The 15,939-nt window shown below is 69.4% G+C and carries 14 protein-coding genes and 1 pseudogene; 7 read left to right on the top strand and 8 right to left on the bottom strand.

Annotated features, from left to right (window positions below):
• The 3 genes and pseudogenes from ACFYZZ_RS39350 to truA all read left to right on the top strand — a co-directional run.
• A pseudogene (locus ACFYZZ_RS39350) lies at window positions 1–155 on the top strand (DNA-directed RNA polymerase subunit alpha); the annotation flags it as partial.
• Between the two features lie 116 nt (window positions 156–271).
• Entirely contained in the window at window positions 272–757 is a 486-nt protein-coding gene (rplQ, locus tag ACFYZZ_RS39345) for a 50S ribosomal protein L17 (RefSeq protein ID WP_389187009.1), read from the top strand.
• A gap of 92 nt (window positions 758–849) precedes the next feature.
• A complete protein-coding gene (gene truA, locus ACFYZZ_RS39340; RefSeq protein WP_389187006.1) occupies window positions 850–1,704 on the top strand; it encodes a tRNA pseudouridine(38-40) synthase TruA in 855 nt (284 codons plus the stop codon).
• 18 nt (window positions 1,705–1,722) lie between these two features.
• Here truA and ACFYZZ_RS39335 read toward each other — a convergent pair whose 3' ends face one another.
• A complete protein-coding gene (locus tag ACFYZZ_RS39335; RefSeq protein ID WP_389187003.1) occupies window positions 1,723–2,601 on the bottom strand; it encodes a hypothetical protein in 879 nt (292 codons plus the stop codon).
• Window positions 2,602–2,899: 298 nt separating this feature from the next.
• Between ACFYZZ_RS39335 and rplM the strand changes: the two genes are divergently transcribed.
• The 3 genes from rplM to glmM all read left to right on the top strand — a co-directional run bounded on the left by rplM (window position 2,900) and on the right by glmM (window position 5,436).
• Complete coding sequence (rplM, locus tag ACFYZZ_RS39330) at window positions 2,900–3,343, top strand: 50S ribosomal protein L13 (RefSeq protein ID WP_389187001.1); 444 nt, start codon at window positions 2,900–2,902, stop codon at window positions 3,341–3,343.
• 42 nt (window positions 3,344–3,385) lie between these two features.
• Complete coding sequence (gene rpsI / locus ACFYZZ_RS39325; protein WP_003998795.1) at window positions 3,386–3,898, top strand: 30S ribosomal protein S9; 513 nt, start codon at window positions 3,386–3,388, stop codon at window positions 3,896–3,898.
• A 179-nt stretch (window positions 3,899–4,077) separates the two neighbouring features.
• Window positions 4,078–5,436 (top strand): phosphoglucosamine mutase, encoded by a 1,359-nt coding sequence (glmM, locus tag ACFYZZ_RS39320; protein ID WP_389186998.1) that lies wholly within the window; start codon window positions 4,078–4,080, stop codon window positions 5,434–5,436.
• 60 nt (window positions 5,437–5,496) lie between these two features.
• Here glmM and coaA read toward each other — a convergent pair whose 3' ends face one another.
• The 5 genes from coaA to ACFYZZ_RS39295 all read right to left on the bottom strand — a co-directional run bounded on the left by coaA (window position 5,497) and on the right by ACFYZZ_RS39295 (window position 13,369).
• Window positions 5,497–6,465 (bottom strand): type I pantothenate kinase, encoded by a 969-nt coding sequence (gene coaA / locus ACFYZZ_RS39315; protein WP_386578490.1) that lies wholly within the window; start codon window positions 6,463–6,465, stop codon window positions 5,497–5,499.
• A 148-nt stretch (window positions 6,466–6,613) separates the two neighbouring features.
• Window positions 6,614–7,273 carry a hypothetical protein gene (locus ACFYZZ_RS39310; protein ID WP_389186995.1) on the bottom strand — a complete coding sequence of 220 codons (660 nt, stop codon included), beginning with the start codon at window positions 7,271–7,273 and terminating at the stop codon, window positions 6,614–6,616.
• A gap of 14 nt (window positions 7,274–7,287) precedes the next feature.
• Window positions 7,288–12,156: an RICIN domain-containing protein gene (locus ACFYZZ_RS39305; protein WP_389186993.1), complete on the bottom strand. Its 4,869-nt coding sequence runs from the start codon at window positions 12,154–12,156 to the stop codon at window positions 7,288–7,290.
• Between the two features lie 350 nt (window positions 12,157–12,506).
• On the bottom strand, window positions 12,507–12,953 hold the full coding sequence (locus ACFYZZ_RS39300; protein WP_389186990.1) for a nuclear transport factor 2 family protein: 447 nt from the start codon (window positions 12,951–12,953) through the stop codon (window positions 12,507–12,509).
• A gap of 35 nt (window positions 12,954–12,988) precedes the next feature.
• Complete coding sequence (locus ACFYZZ_RS39295) at window positions 12,989–13,369, bottom strand: DoxX family protein (protein ID WP_389186987.1); 381 nt, start codon at window positions 13,367–13,369, stop codon at window positions 12,989–12,991.
• A gap of 149 nt (window positions 13,370–13,518) precedes the next feature.
• Here ACFYZZ_RS39295 and sigJ point away from each other — a divergent pair, with 149 nt between their 5' ends.
• Window positions 13,519–14,481: an RNA polymerase sigma factor SigJ gene (gene sigJ, locus ACFYZZ_RS39290; RefSeq protein ID WP_389186984.1), complete on the top strand. Its 963-nt coding sequence runs from the start codon at window positions 13,519–13,521 to the stop codon at window positions 14,479–14,481.
• Here sigJ and ACFYZZ_RS39285 read toward each other — a convergent pair.
• Both ACFYZZ_RS39285 and ACFYZZ_RS39280 read right to left on the bottom strand, forming a co-directional pair.
• Window positions 14,471–15,337 (bottom strand): RNA polymerase sigma-70 factor, encoded by an 867-nt coding sequence (locus ACFYZZ_RS39285; protein ID WP_389186981.1) that lies wholly within the window; start codon window positions 15,335–15,337, stop codon window positions 14,471–14,473. The genes sigJ and ACFYZZ_RS39285 overlap by 11 nt on opposite strands.
• Window positions 15,334–15,912, bottom strand: a complete 579-nt coding sequence (locus ACFYZZ_RS39280; RefSeq protein WP_389186978.1) for a carboxymuconolactone decarboxylase family protein — start codon at window positions 15,910–15,912, stop codon at window positions 15,334–15,336. Before ACFYZZ_RS39280 ends, ACFYZZ_RS39285 begins: the two co-directional genes overlap by 4 nt.
• Window positions 15,913–15,939: the final 27 nt, after the last annotated feature.

The following is a 15,939-nucleotide window of genomic DNA, read 5'->3' as shown; positions in this document are numbered from 1 at the left end:
GTGCGAAGTCCATCGACGAGGTCAAGGCGAAGCTGGCCGGCATGGGCCTGGCCCTCAAGGACAGCCCGCCCGGATTCGACCCGACCGCCGCTGCCGACGCCTTCGGCGCCGACGACGACGCGGACGCGGGTTTCGTGGAGACCGAGCAGTACTGATCGGTTCCTCCTCCGGGGGTCTCACCGAGACCCCCGGATCTCCGACAGACAACCGTCTGCTCGGATACTGACCCCGGTACCTGACACGGCCGGGGCAGACACACAGGAGAAGAACAATGCCGAGGCCCACCAAGGGTGCCCGTCTGGGCGGCAGTGCCGCGCACGAGAAGCTGCTCCTCGCGAACCTCGCGAAGTCGCTGTTCGAGCACGGTCGTATCACCACCACCGAGGCGAAGGCGCGCAAGCTGCGTCCGTACGCCGAGCGTCTGGTCACCAAGGCGAAGAAGGGCGACCTTCACAACCGCCGTCAGGTGCTCCAGGTCATCACGGACAAGAGCGTCGTCCACACGCTCTTCACCGAGATCGGCCCGCGGTACGAGAACCGTCCCGGTGGCTACACCCGCATCACCAAGATCGGTAACCGCCGTGGCGACAACGCGCCCATGGCTGTCATCGAGCTGGTCGAGGCGCTGACGGTTGCCCAGCAGGCGACCGGTGAGGCCGAGGCCGCCACCAAGCGTGCGGTCAAGGAGGCCGAGGAGGCCAAGGAGACCCAGGTCGAGGAGACCGAGGCTCCGGCCGAGGAGTCGAAGGACGCCTGAGGCTCTGCCTGACGCTGGAAGCGGGTTCGCCCTTCGGGGCGGGCCCGCTTTCGCGTTTTTTTGAAAGGGATGTGTCCTGAGAGGATTCCCGCGTGAGTGACGAAGTACAGCCCGGGTACGTCCGTGTCCGCCTCGACCTGTCCTACGACGGCACCGACTTCTCCGGGTGGGCCAAGCAGGCCGGTGGCCGGCGGACCGTACAGGGCGAGATCGAGGACGCACTGCGCACGGTGACGCGGTCGCGGGAGACGTACGAGCTGACCGTCGCGGGACGTACCGACGCCGGGGTGCACGCGCGCGGCCAGGTGGCGCACGTGGACCTGCCCGAGGGGGTGTGGCGCGAGCACCACGAGAAGCTGCTCAAGCGGCTCGCCGGGCGCCTGTCCAAGGATGTGCGGGTGTGGGCCCTCAGGGAGGCGCCCAGCGGCTTCAACGCCCGTTTCTCGGCCGTCTGGCGGCGTTATGCATACCGGGTGACGGACAACCCCGGAGGCGTCGACCCGCTCCTGCGCAACCACGTCCTGTGGCACGACTGGCCGCTCGACGTCGAGGCCATGAACGAGGCCGCGCGGGCGCTGCTCGGCGAGCACGACTTCGCCGCGTACTGCAAGAAGCGGGAGGGTGCGACGACGATCCGTACGCTCCAGGAGCTGAGCCTTGCGCGGGGTGCGGACGGGATCATCACCGCGACCGTGCGGGCCGACGCGTTCTGCCACAACATGGTGCGCTCGCTGATCGGCGCGCTGCTGTTCGTCGGCGACGGCCACCGGGGCCCCGAGTGGCCCGGGAAGGTGCTGGCCGCGCAGGTGCGCGACTCCGCCGTGCACGTCGTACGACCGCACGGGCTGACCCTGGAGGAGGTCGGTTACCCCGCCGACGAGCTGCTGGCGGCCCGGAACAAGGAGGCCCGGAACAAGCGCTCGCTTCCGTCGGCGGGGTGCTGCTGAGACCTGCGCTGCTGAGACCTACTGGTTCGCTGCGGCCGAGGCCTGGGCCTCACCGCGGCGCCAGATCTGGCGGAAGGTGAACTCCTGCAGGTCGTCGCTGACCGCGAAGGCCTTGGTGTCCTTCTTGGTGACGTTCTTGCCGTTCGTGAAGCCGGTGATCGTGAAGTAGCCGTAGCGGCCGACGGCGTTGCGGGTCGAGAAGCAGATCGCGCCGTCGCAGAAGGACTTGACGCCCTTGCCGGACAGCGAGCGCACAATGCTCTTGTCGTCGGTCTGGGACTTGGCCTTCGCGGTCTGAGCCGCGGTGTCGAAGACGGCGACGCCGACGGTGACCGCGATGCCGTCCTTGGTGTAGGTGGCGCGGATCAGGCGGGTGCAGCCGTTCGCGGTGAGGATCTTGGGCAGGGTCGCGTCGGCGGCGGAGGCACAGTTCTTGGTGTCCGCGGTGGCGCCCTTCTTGTACACCGCGCTGCCCATGGTCAGCTGGGTGCCCGGGAACAGCGTCTCGGGGCTCAGCGGCGCGGTGTCCTTCTTCGCGCTGGATATGAAGTCCTTCGGGTCCAGCGGCGGCGGGGCGCTGGTGGGGGCGAAGGACGGTGCCGTGGCCGTGCCGCTCGGCAGCGAGGCGCTGGCGGGCAGGTTGGTGGGGTTGCCCGAGGCCTTGTTGTCGCCGTTCGCGGACACGACGGCCATCGCGACGGCGGTGCCGACCGCGATCGTGGCGAGCGCGCCGCCGCCGATGAACAGCAGCCTGCGACGCTTGTTCCGGGTCTCCGAGGCCTCCGCCAGCGCGGCCCAGTCCGGAGTCCCGTCGTCGCCCCCGCTGCTCCACGGCTGCTGGGAATTAGGTTTCCAGGGATCCCACTGAGACTGGGGTCCCCCCTGCCCGTAACTCATGGGGCGCATCTTAGACGGGGGGCGGGGGGTGCTGGAGTGCCTCGGTCGGCATGCCTTGTTTGTCCGTCGACATGAGGGGGAAGAGCCTCGTTTTGACCCTGCCGGGGGCGCCCAGGTATTCTGCCTCTTCGTTGTGTATTGGCTTGCTCATTCTCACGGGACGGGCCCTTACACCGGTCCACCGGGCCGATGACCAGCGATCAGCACGCGGTTTGCGTCACCGTGGTGCGGTCCAGGCTGTCGTGATCGTTTCGGTGACCTGTTCAGGACCATTCACTCGAAGCGAAGGCTACGAACCGTGCGTACGTACAGCCCCAAGCCCGGCGATGTGACGCGCCAGTGGCACGTCATCGACGCTCAGGACGTTGTCCTGGGTCGTCTCGCCAGCACCGCCGCCTCCATCCTGCGGGGCAAGCACAAGCCGATCTACGCGCCCCACGTCGACACCGGTGACTTCGTCATCATCATCAACGCCGACAAGGTGCACCTGTCCGGCAACAAGCGGACCCAGAAGATGGCGTACCGCCACTCCGGCTACCCGGGTGGTCTGCGCTCCGTCCGTTACGACGAGCTGCTCGACAAGAACCCCGAGAAGGCCATCGAGAAGGCCGTCAAGGGCATGCTCCCGAAGAACACCCTCGGCCGTCAGATGCTGTCGAAGCTGAAGGTCTACAAGGGTGAGCAGCACCCGCACGCTGCCCAGCAGCCGGTGCCGTTCGAGATCACCCAGGTCGCGCAGTAAGTCCGGCCACCCCCTAAGACTGAACAGAATCTGAGGAGAATCGTGGCCGAGACCACTGCCGAGCAGCCGCTCGAAGAGCTTGACATCGACAGCTACACCACCGAGTCCGAGGTTCCGGTGGAGGGCGAGTACACCTCCGAGTCCCTCGCCTCGCGCTTCGGTGAGCCCCAGCCGGCTGCCGGCCTGGGCCGTCGCAAGAACGCCATCGCCCGCGTCCGGATCGTTCCGGGCACCGGCAAGTGGAAGATCAACGGTCGCACCCTCGAGGACTACTTCCCGAACAAGGTGCACCAGCAGGAAGTCAACGAGCCCTTCAAGGTGCTCGAGCTCGAGGGCCGCTACGACGTCATCGCCCGCATCGCGGGTGGCGGTGTCTCCGGTCAGGCCGGTGCGCTCCGTCTCGGTGTCGCCCGTGCGCTGAACGAGGCCGACGTCGACAACAACCGCGGCCCGCTCAAGAAGGCCGGCTTCCTCCGCCGCGACGACCGTGCGGTCGAGCGCAAGAAGGCCGGTCTGAAGAAGGCCCGCAAGGCTCCGCAGTACAGCAAGCGCTAATCAGCAGCTGCCTGCTCGTACTCCGAACGCCCCGGCGGCACGCCACATGTGCCGTCGGGGCGTTCGTTTATCCCGGCCAAGGGCGTATAACGACACAAGACGCTCAAAGGCTGGTGTGATCGGATGTTCAGCCGTCTGCCATCATTCCCGGCAGCAATGACGCTTCCCTTGGAGGACACGTGGGACGACTCTTCGGTACGGACGGCGTGCGCGGTGTCGCCAACGCGGACCTGACGGCCGAGATGGCGCTCGGCCTGTCCGTGGCGGCGGCGCATGTGCTGGCCGAGGCGGGCACCTTCGAGGGCCACAGGCCGACGGCGGTGGTCGGACGGGACCCGCGTGCGTCCGGAGAGTTCCTGCAGGCCGCGGTGGTCGCGGGCCTGGCCAGCGCCGGCGTCGACGTGCTGACGGTGGGCGTCCTGCCGACGCCGGCGGTGGCGTACCTGACCGGCGCGCTCGGCGCGGACCTGGGCGTGATGCTCTCCGCCAGCCACAACGCCATGCCGGACAACGGCATCAAGTTCTTCGCCCGCGGCGGCCACAAACTCGCCGACGACCTCGAGGACCGGATCGAGGCCGTGTACGACTCCCACCGGCACGGCGAGCCCTGGGAGCGGCCCACTGGTGCCGGGGTCGGCCGCGTGCGGTCGTACGACGAAGGCTTCGAGCAGTACATCGGCCATCTGCAGGCGGCGCTGCCGAACCGTCTCGACGGCCTGAAGATCGTCCTGGACGAGGCGCACGGTGCGGCCGCGGGGGTCTCGCCGGAGGTGTTCTCGCGGGCCGGCGCCCAGGTCGTCACGATCGGCGCCGAGCCGGACGGGCTCAACATCAACGACGGCTGCGGCTCCACCCACCTGGACAAGCTGAAGGCCGCGGTGCGCGAGCACGGCGCGGACTTCGGCATCGCGCACGACGGTGACGCCGACCGCTGCCTGGCCGTGGACCACACCGGCGAGGAGGTGGACGGCGACCAGATCCTCGCCGTGCTCGCGCTGGCGCTGCAGGAGCGCGCCGAGCTGCGCTCCGACACCGTGGTCGCGACCGTGATGTCCAACCTGGGCTTCAAGCTGGCGATGGAGCGGGCGGGGATCCGCCTGGTGCAGACCGCCGTGGGCGACCGGTACGTGCTGGAGGAGATGAAGGAGCACGGGTACGCCCTGGGCGGTGAGCAGTCCGGGCACGTGATCATCCTCGACCACGCGACCACCGGTGACGGCACGCTGACCGGGCTGCTGCTGGCGGCGCGGGTGGCGCAGACCGGTCGTACGCTGCGGGAGCTGGCCGCCGTCATGGAGCGGCTGCCACAGGTCCTCATCAACGTGCCGGACGTGGACAGGTCCCGCGTGAAGACGTCCGCCGACCTGGCAGCCGCCGTCGCCGAGGCGGAGCGGGAGCTGGGCTCCACCGGGCGGGTGCTGCTGCGTCCCTCGGGCACGGAGCCGCTGGTCCGCGTGATGGTCGAGGCGGCGGACATCGAACAGGCCCGCGCGGTCGCCGGCCGGCTGGCCGATGCCGTGAAGTCGGCCCTCGGCTAGGTCACTTACCGCTTTCCCCCGCCGGCCCGGAACCACTTCCGGGCCGGCAGGGACAACGGGTCACAGCTTGCGCAGGCGCAGCCGCTGGACCTTGTGGTCCGGGCCCTTGCGTACGACGAGGGTGGCGCGGCCGCGGGTCGGGGCGATGTTCTCGACCAGGTTGGGCTTGTTGATGGTGCGCCACTGGGTGCGCGCGTAGTCGAGGGCCTCCTCCTCGGAGACCTGGGTCCACTTGCGGAAGTACGAGGACGGGTCCTGGAAGGCCGTCTGGCGCAGCTTCTTGAAGCGGTTGAGGTACCAGCTCTCGACGTCGTCGGCGCTCGCGTCGACGTACACGCTGAAGTCGAAGTAGTCGGCGAGGCCGACGCGGGTGCGGCCGTCCTTGCCGGGGAGGGCGGGCTGCAGGACGTTCAGGCCCTCGACGATCAGGATGTCGGGCCGGCGTACGACGAGCTTCTCGCCCGGGACGATGTCGTAGATGAGGTGGGAGTAGACGGGCGCGGTGACCTCGTCCTTGCCCGCCTTGATGTCGGCGACGAACCGGGTCAGCGCCCGGCGGTCGTACGACTCGGGGAACCCCTTCCGCGACATCAGTCCGCGGGCCTGCAGCTCCTTGGTCGGCAGCAGGAAGCCGTCGGTCGTGACCCGCTCCACGCGCGGGTGCTCGGGCCAGCGGGACAGCAGGGCCTGGAGCAGACGGGCCACGGTCGACTTGCCGCATGCCACGGATCCGGCGATCCCTATCACGAAGGGCGTGCCGGACTGGGAGCCCCCTTCGCCCAGGAACGTGTTCAGGGCGTTTCTGAGCCCGTCCGTGGCGCCGACGTAGAGGTTGAGGAGCCGGGAGAGCGGGAGGTAGATGTCCCGCACCTCGTCGAGGTCGATGACGTCGCCGAGGCCGCGGACCTTCTCGACCTCTTCGGCGGTGAGCGGCAGCGGAGTCTTGTCGCGCAGCGCGCTCCACTCGGTACGGGTGAGGTCGACGTAGGGAGTCGCCTCCGGCTTGGGCCGGTGGGCGCTCCGGGGCATCGAGGAGACCGGTGAGATCACAGTCCATTGTTAACGGAGTTTGAACGGGGGTGCGGGGTGGGGTGCGTCACGTGGGCACTGGACCCGTGACACGCCGCAGGGGCGGGCGGATTCTCTGTCCGCCCGCCCCCGCATCGATCTGCCGAGATCACTCTTCGGTCAAGGCAGCTCGCAGGTAGGCGATCAGATCACCGGTCGGAACCTCGGTCCAGGTGGCCCCGGGCACCCCGACGCGCATGACCTCATAGCGTTCACCGTCCGACTCGTCCACCAGAACCTGACGGCTCGTTGAGTCCAACGGAGCAACCTGCAGGCGCACCGCACCGTGCGTGATCGTCGGGAACATGTTCCGCAGTACCTCATCCGCACGGAGGCGGCGCAGAAGGTTCCATTGTCGCCGGTGGAACTCGGACGACAGGAGGTCGGACCACTGCGAAGAGGTCGGCTCTCCACTTTCGAGCGCCCTGGCGAATTCGTCGAGCTCCAAGAACCCGAACCTCTCCGCCAGCTCGTCGAGCGGTATGCCTTCCCGCCATGCGGCGACCGCTTCCACAAGCAGTCCGAGGTCTCCCGTGGAGCCGATCTCCCATTCGAACCCGGGAATGCCGACACTCAACCGGAAAAGACGTTCCTCGGGCGCAGGATCGACCAACAGGTAACCCCTCGCCGTTTGGATGCTGACGACGTCGACGGCCCACGGCCCCAGCCCGGTGTCGCATCCGCGCAGCTGTGCTGCCTCTCGTATGGCTGGTCCAAGGCCACCCGAAGCGGTCACGTCCGGGTACAGGTCTTTCCGGTGGGTATCCATATTCATCGGATTCCTCAGCAGTAGCAGTACGGGAATTTGCCCCCGTCTACGGGATCAAGTTTCCCCAACTTCGACAGATCCGGCATATCTATCTTTTTGAGCTGCATGGTGCCATCGGCCGCCGGATAATAGAACCTCACCGAATTCCATGTGCGCTGACCATTGGCGACGGCTTGCGCGATCAAGGACATCTCGTAGTCCGTGGCCTTTGCCCCGGTCTCACCGCCCAGCAGGCCGCGCTTGGCAGCGTCCATGAAGTCTCCGTACCGTTCCAGTCCCGTCATGTTGACGTGCAGCTCCACGCCCGGGTCGGAGATGGCCTTCCTCGCCAGCGCAGCGAAATCCTGCGGGCGCGCGATGGAGAAGGTGGTGAACTTGTTCTCGGGAAGCCGAGCCCACGCGTCGAGCGCCCCATCTCTCTGCCACCCCAAGGCGACCTTGCAGTTGTGAACAAGGATCGGGGTGGCGCCCGCGAGCACGAAGAAGGTGTGCAGATCGCCGACCGTGAAGTCGTAAACCGTACGCGGAGACAGGCCCGGGCGGTCGAGGAGGGCGGTCACCGGGTGGACGGAACCGTCCGGGGTGCGCAGGCGGTCACCGACGTGCAGGTCGGAAACCAGCGTCCATCCGCGCTGCACCACGTAGAACCTGTGGCCGACGGTGCTGGTCAGCTTCCCCCCGCCGGCAACGGTGATGTCCACCAGCCGCTGGGTTTCGTGCTTGAAGGTGTCGGTGACCTGCCGGGTGCGCAACTGGCCGGTGGCCGGATCCATGGCCTCGACGAGGTCCCCCACGCCCACCTGGCTGATGGGCCGTTGTGAGCCGTCCGCCATGAGCACCTCGGTGGTGCCCGGGAAACTGTTGGTTTCGCAGGCGGTCCGCATCTCCTCGGAGAGCCGGGCCGTTCGCTCGATCTCTGCCATCGCCTCCGCGTCGATGGGCAGCGCGCGCAGCGCCTTCAGCGCGTCGGCGACTCCGACGCCGGACCGCAAGGAGGTGTTGAGCGCCTTGATCGCCTTGGTGATGTCGCCGAGTGCGTTCTCTACCGGGACGTAGGTCGCGTAGGCCCAGGCACAGCCGCTGGCGCTGCCGTGGAAGCAGTCCATCATGTCTTCCGCGAAGAAGGAGAACAGGATCGTTCCGGCCACGTCACCGAAGAGGCTCTGCCATCCGGCGCGGACGATGTCCTTGCCGGAGAAGTGGTGCTGCCAGTTGTCGATCTTGACGTTCTTCAGCGTCGTCCGCTGAAGGAACTGCCACGCCGACTTCGGGCAGCCGTCCGCGGTGGCCTGCGCGTTTTCATCCGTGCACAGGTAGAAGTCGGCCTTGTAGGTGACGACCAGGTCGTACGTGGCGTCGCAGCCCTTGATGGCTGCTTCCGGCATCCCGGGGCACGTTCCGTGCTGCTTGGAGCTGACGATCTCCACGGTGGACTCGTCCGGGACGGCGAACACACCGGGAATGCCCGTACCGGACCCCTTGGACGCCTCCTTGTTGGCCTCCGCCCTTTCCGCCCTGTCCGCCGCCTCCTGTGCCTCCTTGGCGTACTTGGCGGCGTCCTTGGCGGCCTGTTCGGCTTCGGTGGCGGCTGCGTCGGCGCGGGTGGCCGCCGCGCGGGCGTCCTTGGCGTCCTGTTCGGCCTGGGAGGCTGCCGAGCGGGCCGCGGCCGCGTCGAGTTCCGCCGCGTCCGCCGAGTCGCGGGCGTCCTTGGCGTAGCCCTCCGCGTTGCCGGCCGCCTTGTCGGCGGCTGCCGCGTCGTCCGCTGCCTGCTTGTCGTACTCGATGGTGCGGGCCAGTGACGCGGAGGCCGCGGATGCCGCCTTGGCCGCGTCGGCCGCGTAGCCGAGGGCTTCCTTGGAGTAGGTGCGGGCGTCGGCCGCGTACTGGGCGGCGTTGGCCGCGTGCTGGTAGGCCTCCTTCGCATCGCCCTTGGCCTGGTCGGCGAGGTTCTTGGCCGCTTCCGCCTCGGCGGCTGCGTTCTTGGCGTGCGCGTCGGCGACCGCCTGCTGCTGCTCGGCGATCGTCTTGGAGTTCTGCCCGGTCAGGACGACGAGGCCGGCGGCGGAGTCGGTGTCGACGTAGGCAGAGCCGAGCTGGATGGCGTCGTTGGCCGGGCTGGCGACCTGTTTGGCGGCTTCGCCTGCGTCCACGGCCGCCTGGGCGGTGACATGGGCGTAGCCGGCGGCCTTCGCGGCGGCCGCGAGGGCCTTGCCGGCCTCCGCGTTGGCCCCGTCCGCCTGGGTCTTGGCGTCCTTGGCGTGCTGTTCGGCCTCGTCGGCGAGCTTGACCGCGGTCTTGGCCTCGGCGGAGGCGTCCTGGGAGGCCTTGATGGCGTCGGCGACGGCGCTGGTCGCGGTCTTCACCGCGGCGTCGGCCTTGAGCTTGTCGGCCTGGGCGGCGTCGGCGTCGGAGCGGGCGCGTTTGGCGGCCGCCTCGGCGCGGGTGGCGGCGGCGTCCGCGTCGGCGGCCGCCTGGGTCGCGGCGTCGGCCTCGGAGCGGGCCCGGCCGGCCGCGGCCTCGGCGTCGTCGGCGTGCTTGTCCGCCTCGTTGGCGGCGGCGCGAGCGGCGTCGGCGGCGTCCCCGGAGTCCAGGGAGTCGGCGTAGGCGTCCTTGGCATCGGCCTTGGCGCGTGCGGCGTCGGCCTTCTGCTCGGCGTCCCACGCGTCGTCGCGCATGTCCTTGGCGTGGTCCTTGGCCGCGACGGCGTCGTCGCGCCGGTCCTCGGCGGTCTTCTCGGCGGCCTCGGCCTTGTCCTTGGCGTCCTTCGCCTTCGTCGCCTCGGACTCGGCGTTCTTGCGGTGCTCGGCGGCCTCGGCCCGGCTGGCGGCGGCGTTCTCCTTCTCCGCCTTGGCCGTCTTCTCCTCGGCCTCCGCCGCGAGCCGCTTGGCGTGCGCGTCGGCGGCGGCCGCCTTCGCGTCGCCCTCGGCCTTCAGCGCGTCGGAGAGCTTGGCCTCCGCGGTCTCCTTGTCCTTCTTGGCGTTGTCCCGGTGCACCTTGGCCGCGTCCGCCGCGGCCTTGGCCTGCAACTCCGCTGCCTCGGCTGCCTTCTTGCGGAACTCCGCCTTCGACTGGGCGGCCTGGGCGAGGGCGCGCTGCGCGATCGTCGCGCTGTCCCCGGCCGCGGCACGGGTCGCGGCCTCGGCGGTCTCACCGGCCTTCTCCAGGGCCTGAAGTGCGGCAGCCGCACCCTTGGTGACCTGGGCCTTCTGCAGACCGACCAGCAGACCACGACCCCGCGGCGCACCGGCCGCGTCGGCGATGCCATAGGCGGCCTGGAGGGCGGTGTCCGACGTGGTCGCGGCCTTCTGCGCGGCCGCCAGCTGCGCCTTGAGTACGGTCAGCTGGCTCTTCGCGGCGCTCTGGGCGGCCGTGAGACCGGACTTGGCCTTGGTGAACTGGGCCTTGTCCGGGTAGTTCGTGCTGTCGTCGCCGGTGTGCCCCTCGGGGACGAGGCGGAACTTCTGCGCGGCGGAGCCGTTGCAGGTCGACAGCACGGCGTCTTTGCTGTTGTCGAACGTCGGCAGGTGCAGGCACTTGCCGGTGGCCGCGTTGCGCAGCTCGCCCGCCGAGCGGACGTCGAACTTCCACTGCTGGGCCTTGGCGTTGCCGCAGTCCCGGATCTGGATCTTCGTGCCGTCGGTGTTGTTGCCGTTCAGCACCTCCAGACACTTGCCCGAGTTGATGTTGCGCAGGGTGTAGCCGCCGTCGTAGGCGCCCCACAGCTGCCACTTCTGGCCATTGCCGCCGTTGCAGGTATAGACCTGGACCGGGGTGCCGTTGGTCTTGCCGGCGCCCTGGACGTCGAGGCACTTGCCGGCAGCGCCCGGCACCTGGATGACCAGCGGAGCGTCACCGATGTAACCGATGCCGCCGGCGGACCAGTAGTCCTGCCAGCGGGTGATGTGGTCGGCGACCCAGGACTGCCCCAGCATGTCGGAGAGGGCCTTCGCACCCTTGGCCAGGGCGTCGGTGGCGTCCTTGTTCGCGTTGACGATCTGGTTGCGTTGCGTGGCCTGCGAGGAGATCTCCTGCTGCCACTCGCCGGCCGCGGTCGCCGTGACGTCGTCGAGAACCCGGTCCGGGTCGAGCGGGTCACGCCACGCACACGAGGCGAAGCGGGTCTTCAGGTCCTCGACCGCGATGCGGTACTCCGGCGTGCCCGGCTGCGGGGCGGTGCGCGGGAAGCCACCCGAGGACAGGAAGATACGGGCGTCGTCGGCGCCCATGTTGGCGTTGCTGAAGCCGTGCATCCACTCGAAGGCGTTGTGCTCGTCGAGCGCCCGGTTCCAGTCGGGCTGTTGCGGGTCCGGGTGCTGTGCGTACAGCGGGTTGCCGAGATCGTCGACGGCCTTGACGGTCTTGGCGTCGGCCTTGGGGGTGGAGTCCTTGTAGAAGTCGTCGTCGTTCTTCCAGAACCGGTCGGCGACCCAGGTGGACAGACCCGTCTGCTCGTAGAAGGTCTGTTTGCCGTCGCCCGGCGACCCGGGCGGCCAGTGGAAGTCCGCGTCCGTGAAGCCGACCGGGGTGTTCAGGCCCGACAGGGGCTTCTGCCACCCGTCCCGGGCGGCGGCGAGGTCGTCCAACTGCTTGCCTGCGGCGTCGCGGTCGCTCTTGTAGGCGTCGGCCAGCGGCGTCTGCTCCCAGTGGTTGCGGTTGGCGAGGACGTGGAGTTTGTCCGCCGGCTGGTTCAGTCCGTCCCGCGCGGTTGCGGCCATCGACGGGCCACCCAGTCGCAGGACGTCGCTCATCAGGCACTGGTCCTGCCGCAGTTGCTCGGCGGCCGTGTCCTCGTACCACGGGTCCGAGTCGCTCACGGGCTCGGCGTTCAGCCGGATCGAGCCGGGCTGGACGGCCAGACCGGCCAGCACGGAGAGCGCGGCCACCGAGGTGACGGCGGATGCCAGTTTTCGTGGTTTTAGGGTTCCGCGCAGGCGGAACCAGGGTCTGGGGTGCAAGGAGGCATCCCTTTCTGCGTTCAGTCGGGGGTGCGGGCCGGAAGGCCGGCCGAGGAGCAGGCAGCAGGGATCTGGTCCTGAGGTGCGCTCAGGAATTCACGATTCCCTGCGACTTGTGGCGTGCATTCGGCCGGTATGGCGGCATGGCGATGCGACCCCTCCCCGTGAGCGACGGCGTTCCCCCGGTCGCTGGTTGATGTGCGTGAAGGCGGAATGGTCAGGTTCCGTCTATGCGCGGCGACAGCATAGTCATGGACACGCCGAACCGCACAAGGTTGTCATGTGGCCGCCGGGCCGGGTGCCGAGCCGGTCAGCGGGGAGTTGTCGGCGTACCTGACCTCGTAGACGCGCTCCGTGAACCGCCAGCCGTCCGGGGTGCGCCGGTAGCGGTCGTGGTAGAGGGAGTGGTTGGCGTGTGACGTGCCGTCGCGCATGCGCCCGAACTCCGAGACGTACGCACGGCCTTCCGCGGTGTCGCCCGTGAGCCGGATCGTGCCCGGGTGCACGTTCTGCACGAAGTAGTCCCAGAAGCCCTGCAGCCGTTCGATCCCGGCGCGGATGTCGGCTCGGCCGGTGAACTCGGCGACGCCGGGGATCCGCCAGACGCCGTCCTCGGTGAACAGCGACGCGAAACGGTCGTAGTCACGCATCATCCCCGCGTCGGTGAACTCGCCGCGCAGGGCCTCGATCTCGACGCGGTCCGCGAGGGACTGAAGGTCGCTCATCAGTTTTCTCTTCCTCTTGCTCGCATCGAACCGGGTCAGCCGCTGAAGGAATGGGGGCCGAAGCGGCCCCACGCCACGAAGGCGGCCAGGGCGAGCAGGACCAGGTTCACCGGGAGGGCCTGGGTCTCCTGGCGGCGCAGGTGCGTGATCACCGCGCCGATCATCAGCAGCACCCAGCCGACGGCGGCCAGTGGCACCAGGACCGGCGCGATGTGGAGCGCGCCGGGCAGGATCAGGCCCGCCGCGGCCAGCACCTTGAGGGCGCCGATGGCTTTGACGGTGCCGTCGCCGAAGTCCTCGACCCAGGCCCAGCCGGAGGCGGCCAGCTTCTGCCTGGGCTGGACCAGCAGCATGGCGCCGCCGGCCAGGGAGCCCACGGCCAGCAGTCCCGCAGTGATCCACAGAGTGATGTTCATGAGGGTTCTCCTCGCGGAGTGGATGTGATCGTCTCAGCGGTACGACGACACGGCCCCTCGGGATGTGAGGTGCCGCGCCTACGTCACAGTCCGGTGCGCTGTCCCGTCGTACTGGTGAGTGCCGATACGACCAAGGGAGACGGCGACACATGAGCACCCAGTCCGGGCCGGCAGAGGGCCCGCTCGATCCGGGCCTGAGCGCGATCACCAGCGAGCGGCGGCAGCTGATCAATCTCGGGTACCGACTCCTCGGCTCCCTGGCCGACGCCGAGGACGTCGTGCAGGAGACGTACGCCCGCTGGTACGCCATGTCCCCGGAGCAGCGGGACGCCATCGACTCCCCGGGCGCCTGGCTCACGAAAATCGCCGGCCGTATCTGCCTGGACCTGCTGCGCTCGGCACGGGTCCGGCGGGAGCGCTATGTGGGCGCGTGGATACCGGAGCCGCTGCCCGACCGGACGGAGTGGATCAGCGGGCGGTCGGGCGGCACCGCGGTCGACCCGGCCGACCGCGTCACCCTCGACGAGTCGGTCAACATGGCCTTCCTCGTCGTGCTCGAAGCGATGACCCCGGCCGAGCGCGTCGCGTTCATCCTTCACGACGTCTTCCGCTACCCCTTCCCCGAAGTGGCCGAGATCGTAGGGCGTACCCCGGCGGCATGCCGCCAACTGGCCGTGTCGGCCCGCCGTCGCATGCGTGCCTCACACGCGCCCGCGACCCCCGCGACCTCCGCGGCCCGGCGCGCCGACGTCGTCAGGGACTTCAAGCGGGCGTGGGAGGCCCAGGACATCGACGCACTCATCGGCCTCCTCGACCCCGACGCCACGGCGATCGCCGACGGCGGTGGCCTCGCCGAGGCCGCGCTGCTCCCCATCGACGGCGGCGAGCAGGTCGCGCGGTACCTCGTCGACCTCGCCGGCCGGGCGGCCGGCATGACCGTCCTGGAGCGAACGGTCAACGGTCAGCCCGGAATGGTCGTCCAGCAGGACGGCGTCACCGCGGCGGTGCTGGCCTTCGACGTCGTGGGCGACCGGATCCACCGCATCTGGGCCGTACGGAACCCCGAGAAGCTCCGGCCCTGGACGTCGCACCGCAGCGGGCCTACCTGGTGAGTTCGGACGGTTCGTCCAGCCGCGTCAGCTTCCGCGGGTTGCGCACCACGTAGATCCGGGTGATGCGCCCGCCCTCCACCGACAGGCTCACCGTGGCCGGCTCGCCGTCGAACGCGAGCCGGCCCGCGGGGGCGCCGTTGAGCCACACGTCCGTCACCTCGAACGCGGTCACCACCTGGTTCACGCGCGCGAGCAACGGCACCACGAGCTCGGCGCCATGGACCGGGGTCAGCGCGGCGGCCGCGAGCCCGCCACCGTCGGCGATCATGACCACGTCCGGCGCCATGACCTCCATCAGCTCCCGCAGGTGTCCGGTGCGCAGCGCGGCCAGGAACCGCTCCACCACCGCCTGCTGCTCCGACCGGCTCACCCGCACCCGCGGCCGCCGGGCCGCCACGTGCTCGCGGGCCCGGCGCGCGATCTGCCGCACCGCGGCCGCGGACTTCCCGACGGCCTCGGCGATCTCGCCGTACGGCAGCTCGAAGACCTCGCGGAGCACGAAGACCGCCCGCTCGGTCGGCGCGAGCGTTTCGAGCACGGTCAGCACCGCGATCGAGACGCTCTCCGCGAGTTCCACGTCCTCGGCGACATCGGGGCTGGTCAGCAGGGGTTCCGGCAGCCACTGGCCCACATAGTCCTCGCGACTGCGCGACAGCGTCCGCAGCCGGTTGAGCGCCTGCCGGGTGACCGTCCGGACGAGGTAGCCCCGCGGGTCACGCACCTGCGTCCGGTCGACGCCGGCCCACCGCAGCCAGGACTCCTGCAGCACGTCCTCCGCGTCGGCCGCCGACCCGAGCATCTCGTAGGCGACCGTGAACAGCAGGCTGCGATGGGCGACGAACGGGTCCTCGGTCATGCGCCGGACGCCGCGCCGGATTCGGCGGGCCGCGCGGCCAGCGGAATCTCGCACGCGTCGGAGTAGCCCTGCGACGTGATCCCGTGCGCCGTGTTGGACCTGGTCGCGAAGTTGGCGAAGGCGATGAACACGGTGAGCTCGACCAGCGCCGCCGGGCCCAGCCGGTCGAGCAGGCTCGCGGACAGCTCGTCGGTGACGGTCGTCGGCGTGTTCGTCATGGCCTCGGCGTACTCCATCACGTCCCGCTCCAGCGGCGTGAACACGTCCGACTCCCGCCAGCGCGGCACCTGGCTCGCCTTGGCCAGGTCCAGGTTCTGGTTCTGCGCCTGGAAGTAGCCGATGTCGAGGCACCAGCTGCAGCCGACCTGCGCCGAGACGGCCATGTGCGCGAACGACTTCAGGCTCGCGTCGGCCGCGTTCCAGGCGGCCACCCTGGCCGAGAAATCCATGTTGGCCAGGGCGACGTCGGGGTTGTTGAACACCACCTCGACGGGCTCGGGCACGGCGCCGAGCTGCTTGGTCAGGTTCTCCCTCAGCTCGGTGGGAAGCTCCGCCTTCGGAATACGCGGTGTCATGCGGTTCTCCTTGTCCGGTGGCCTGTC

The organism is Streptomyces sp. NPDC001816 (assembly GCF_042892235.1).
In the GTDB taxonomy this organism is placed as follows: Bacteria; Actinomycetota; Actinomycetes; order Streptomycetales; family Streptomycetaceae; genus Streptomyces.
Note: the sequence above shows the minus strand (reverse complement) of the source record. Positions and strands in the feature narration are given on the sequence as shown.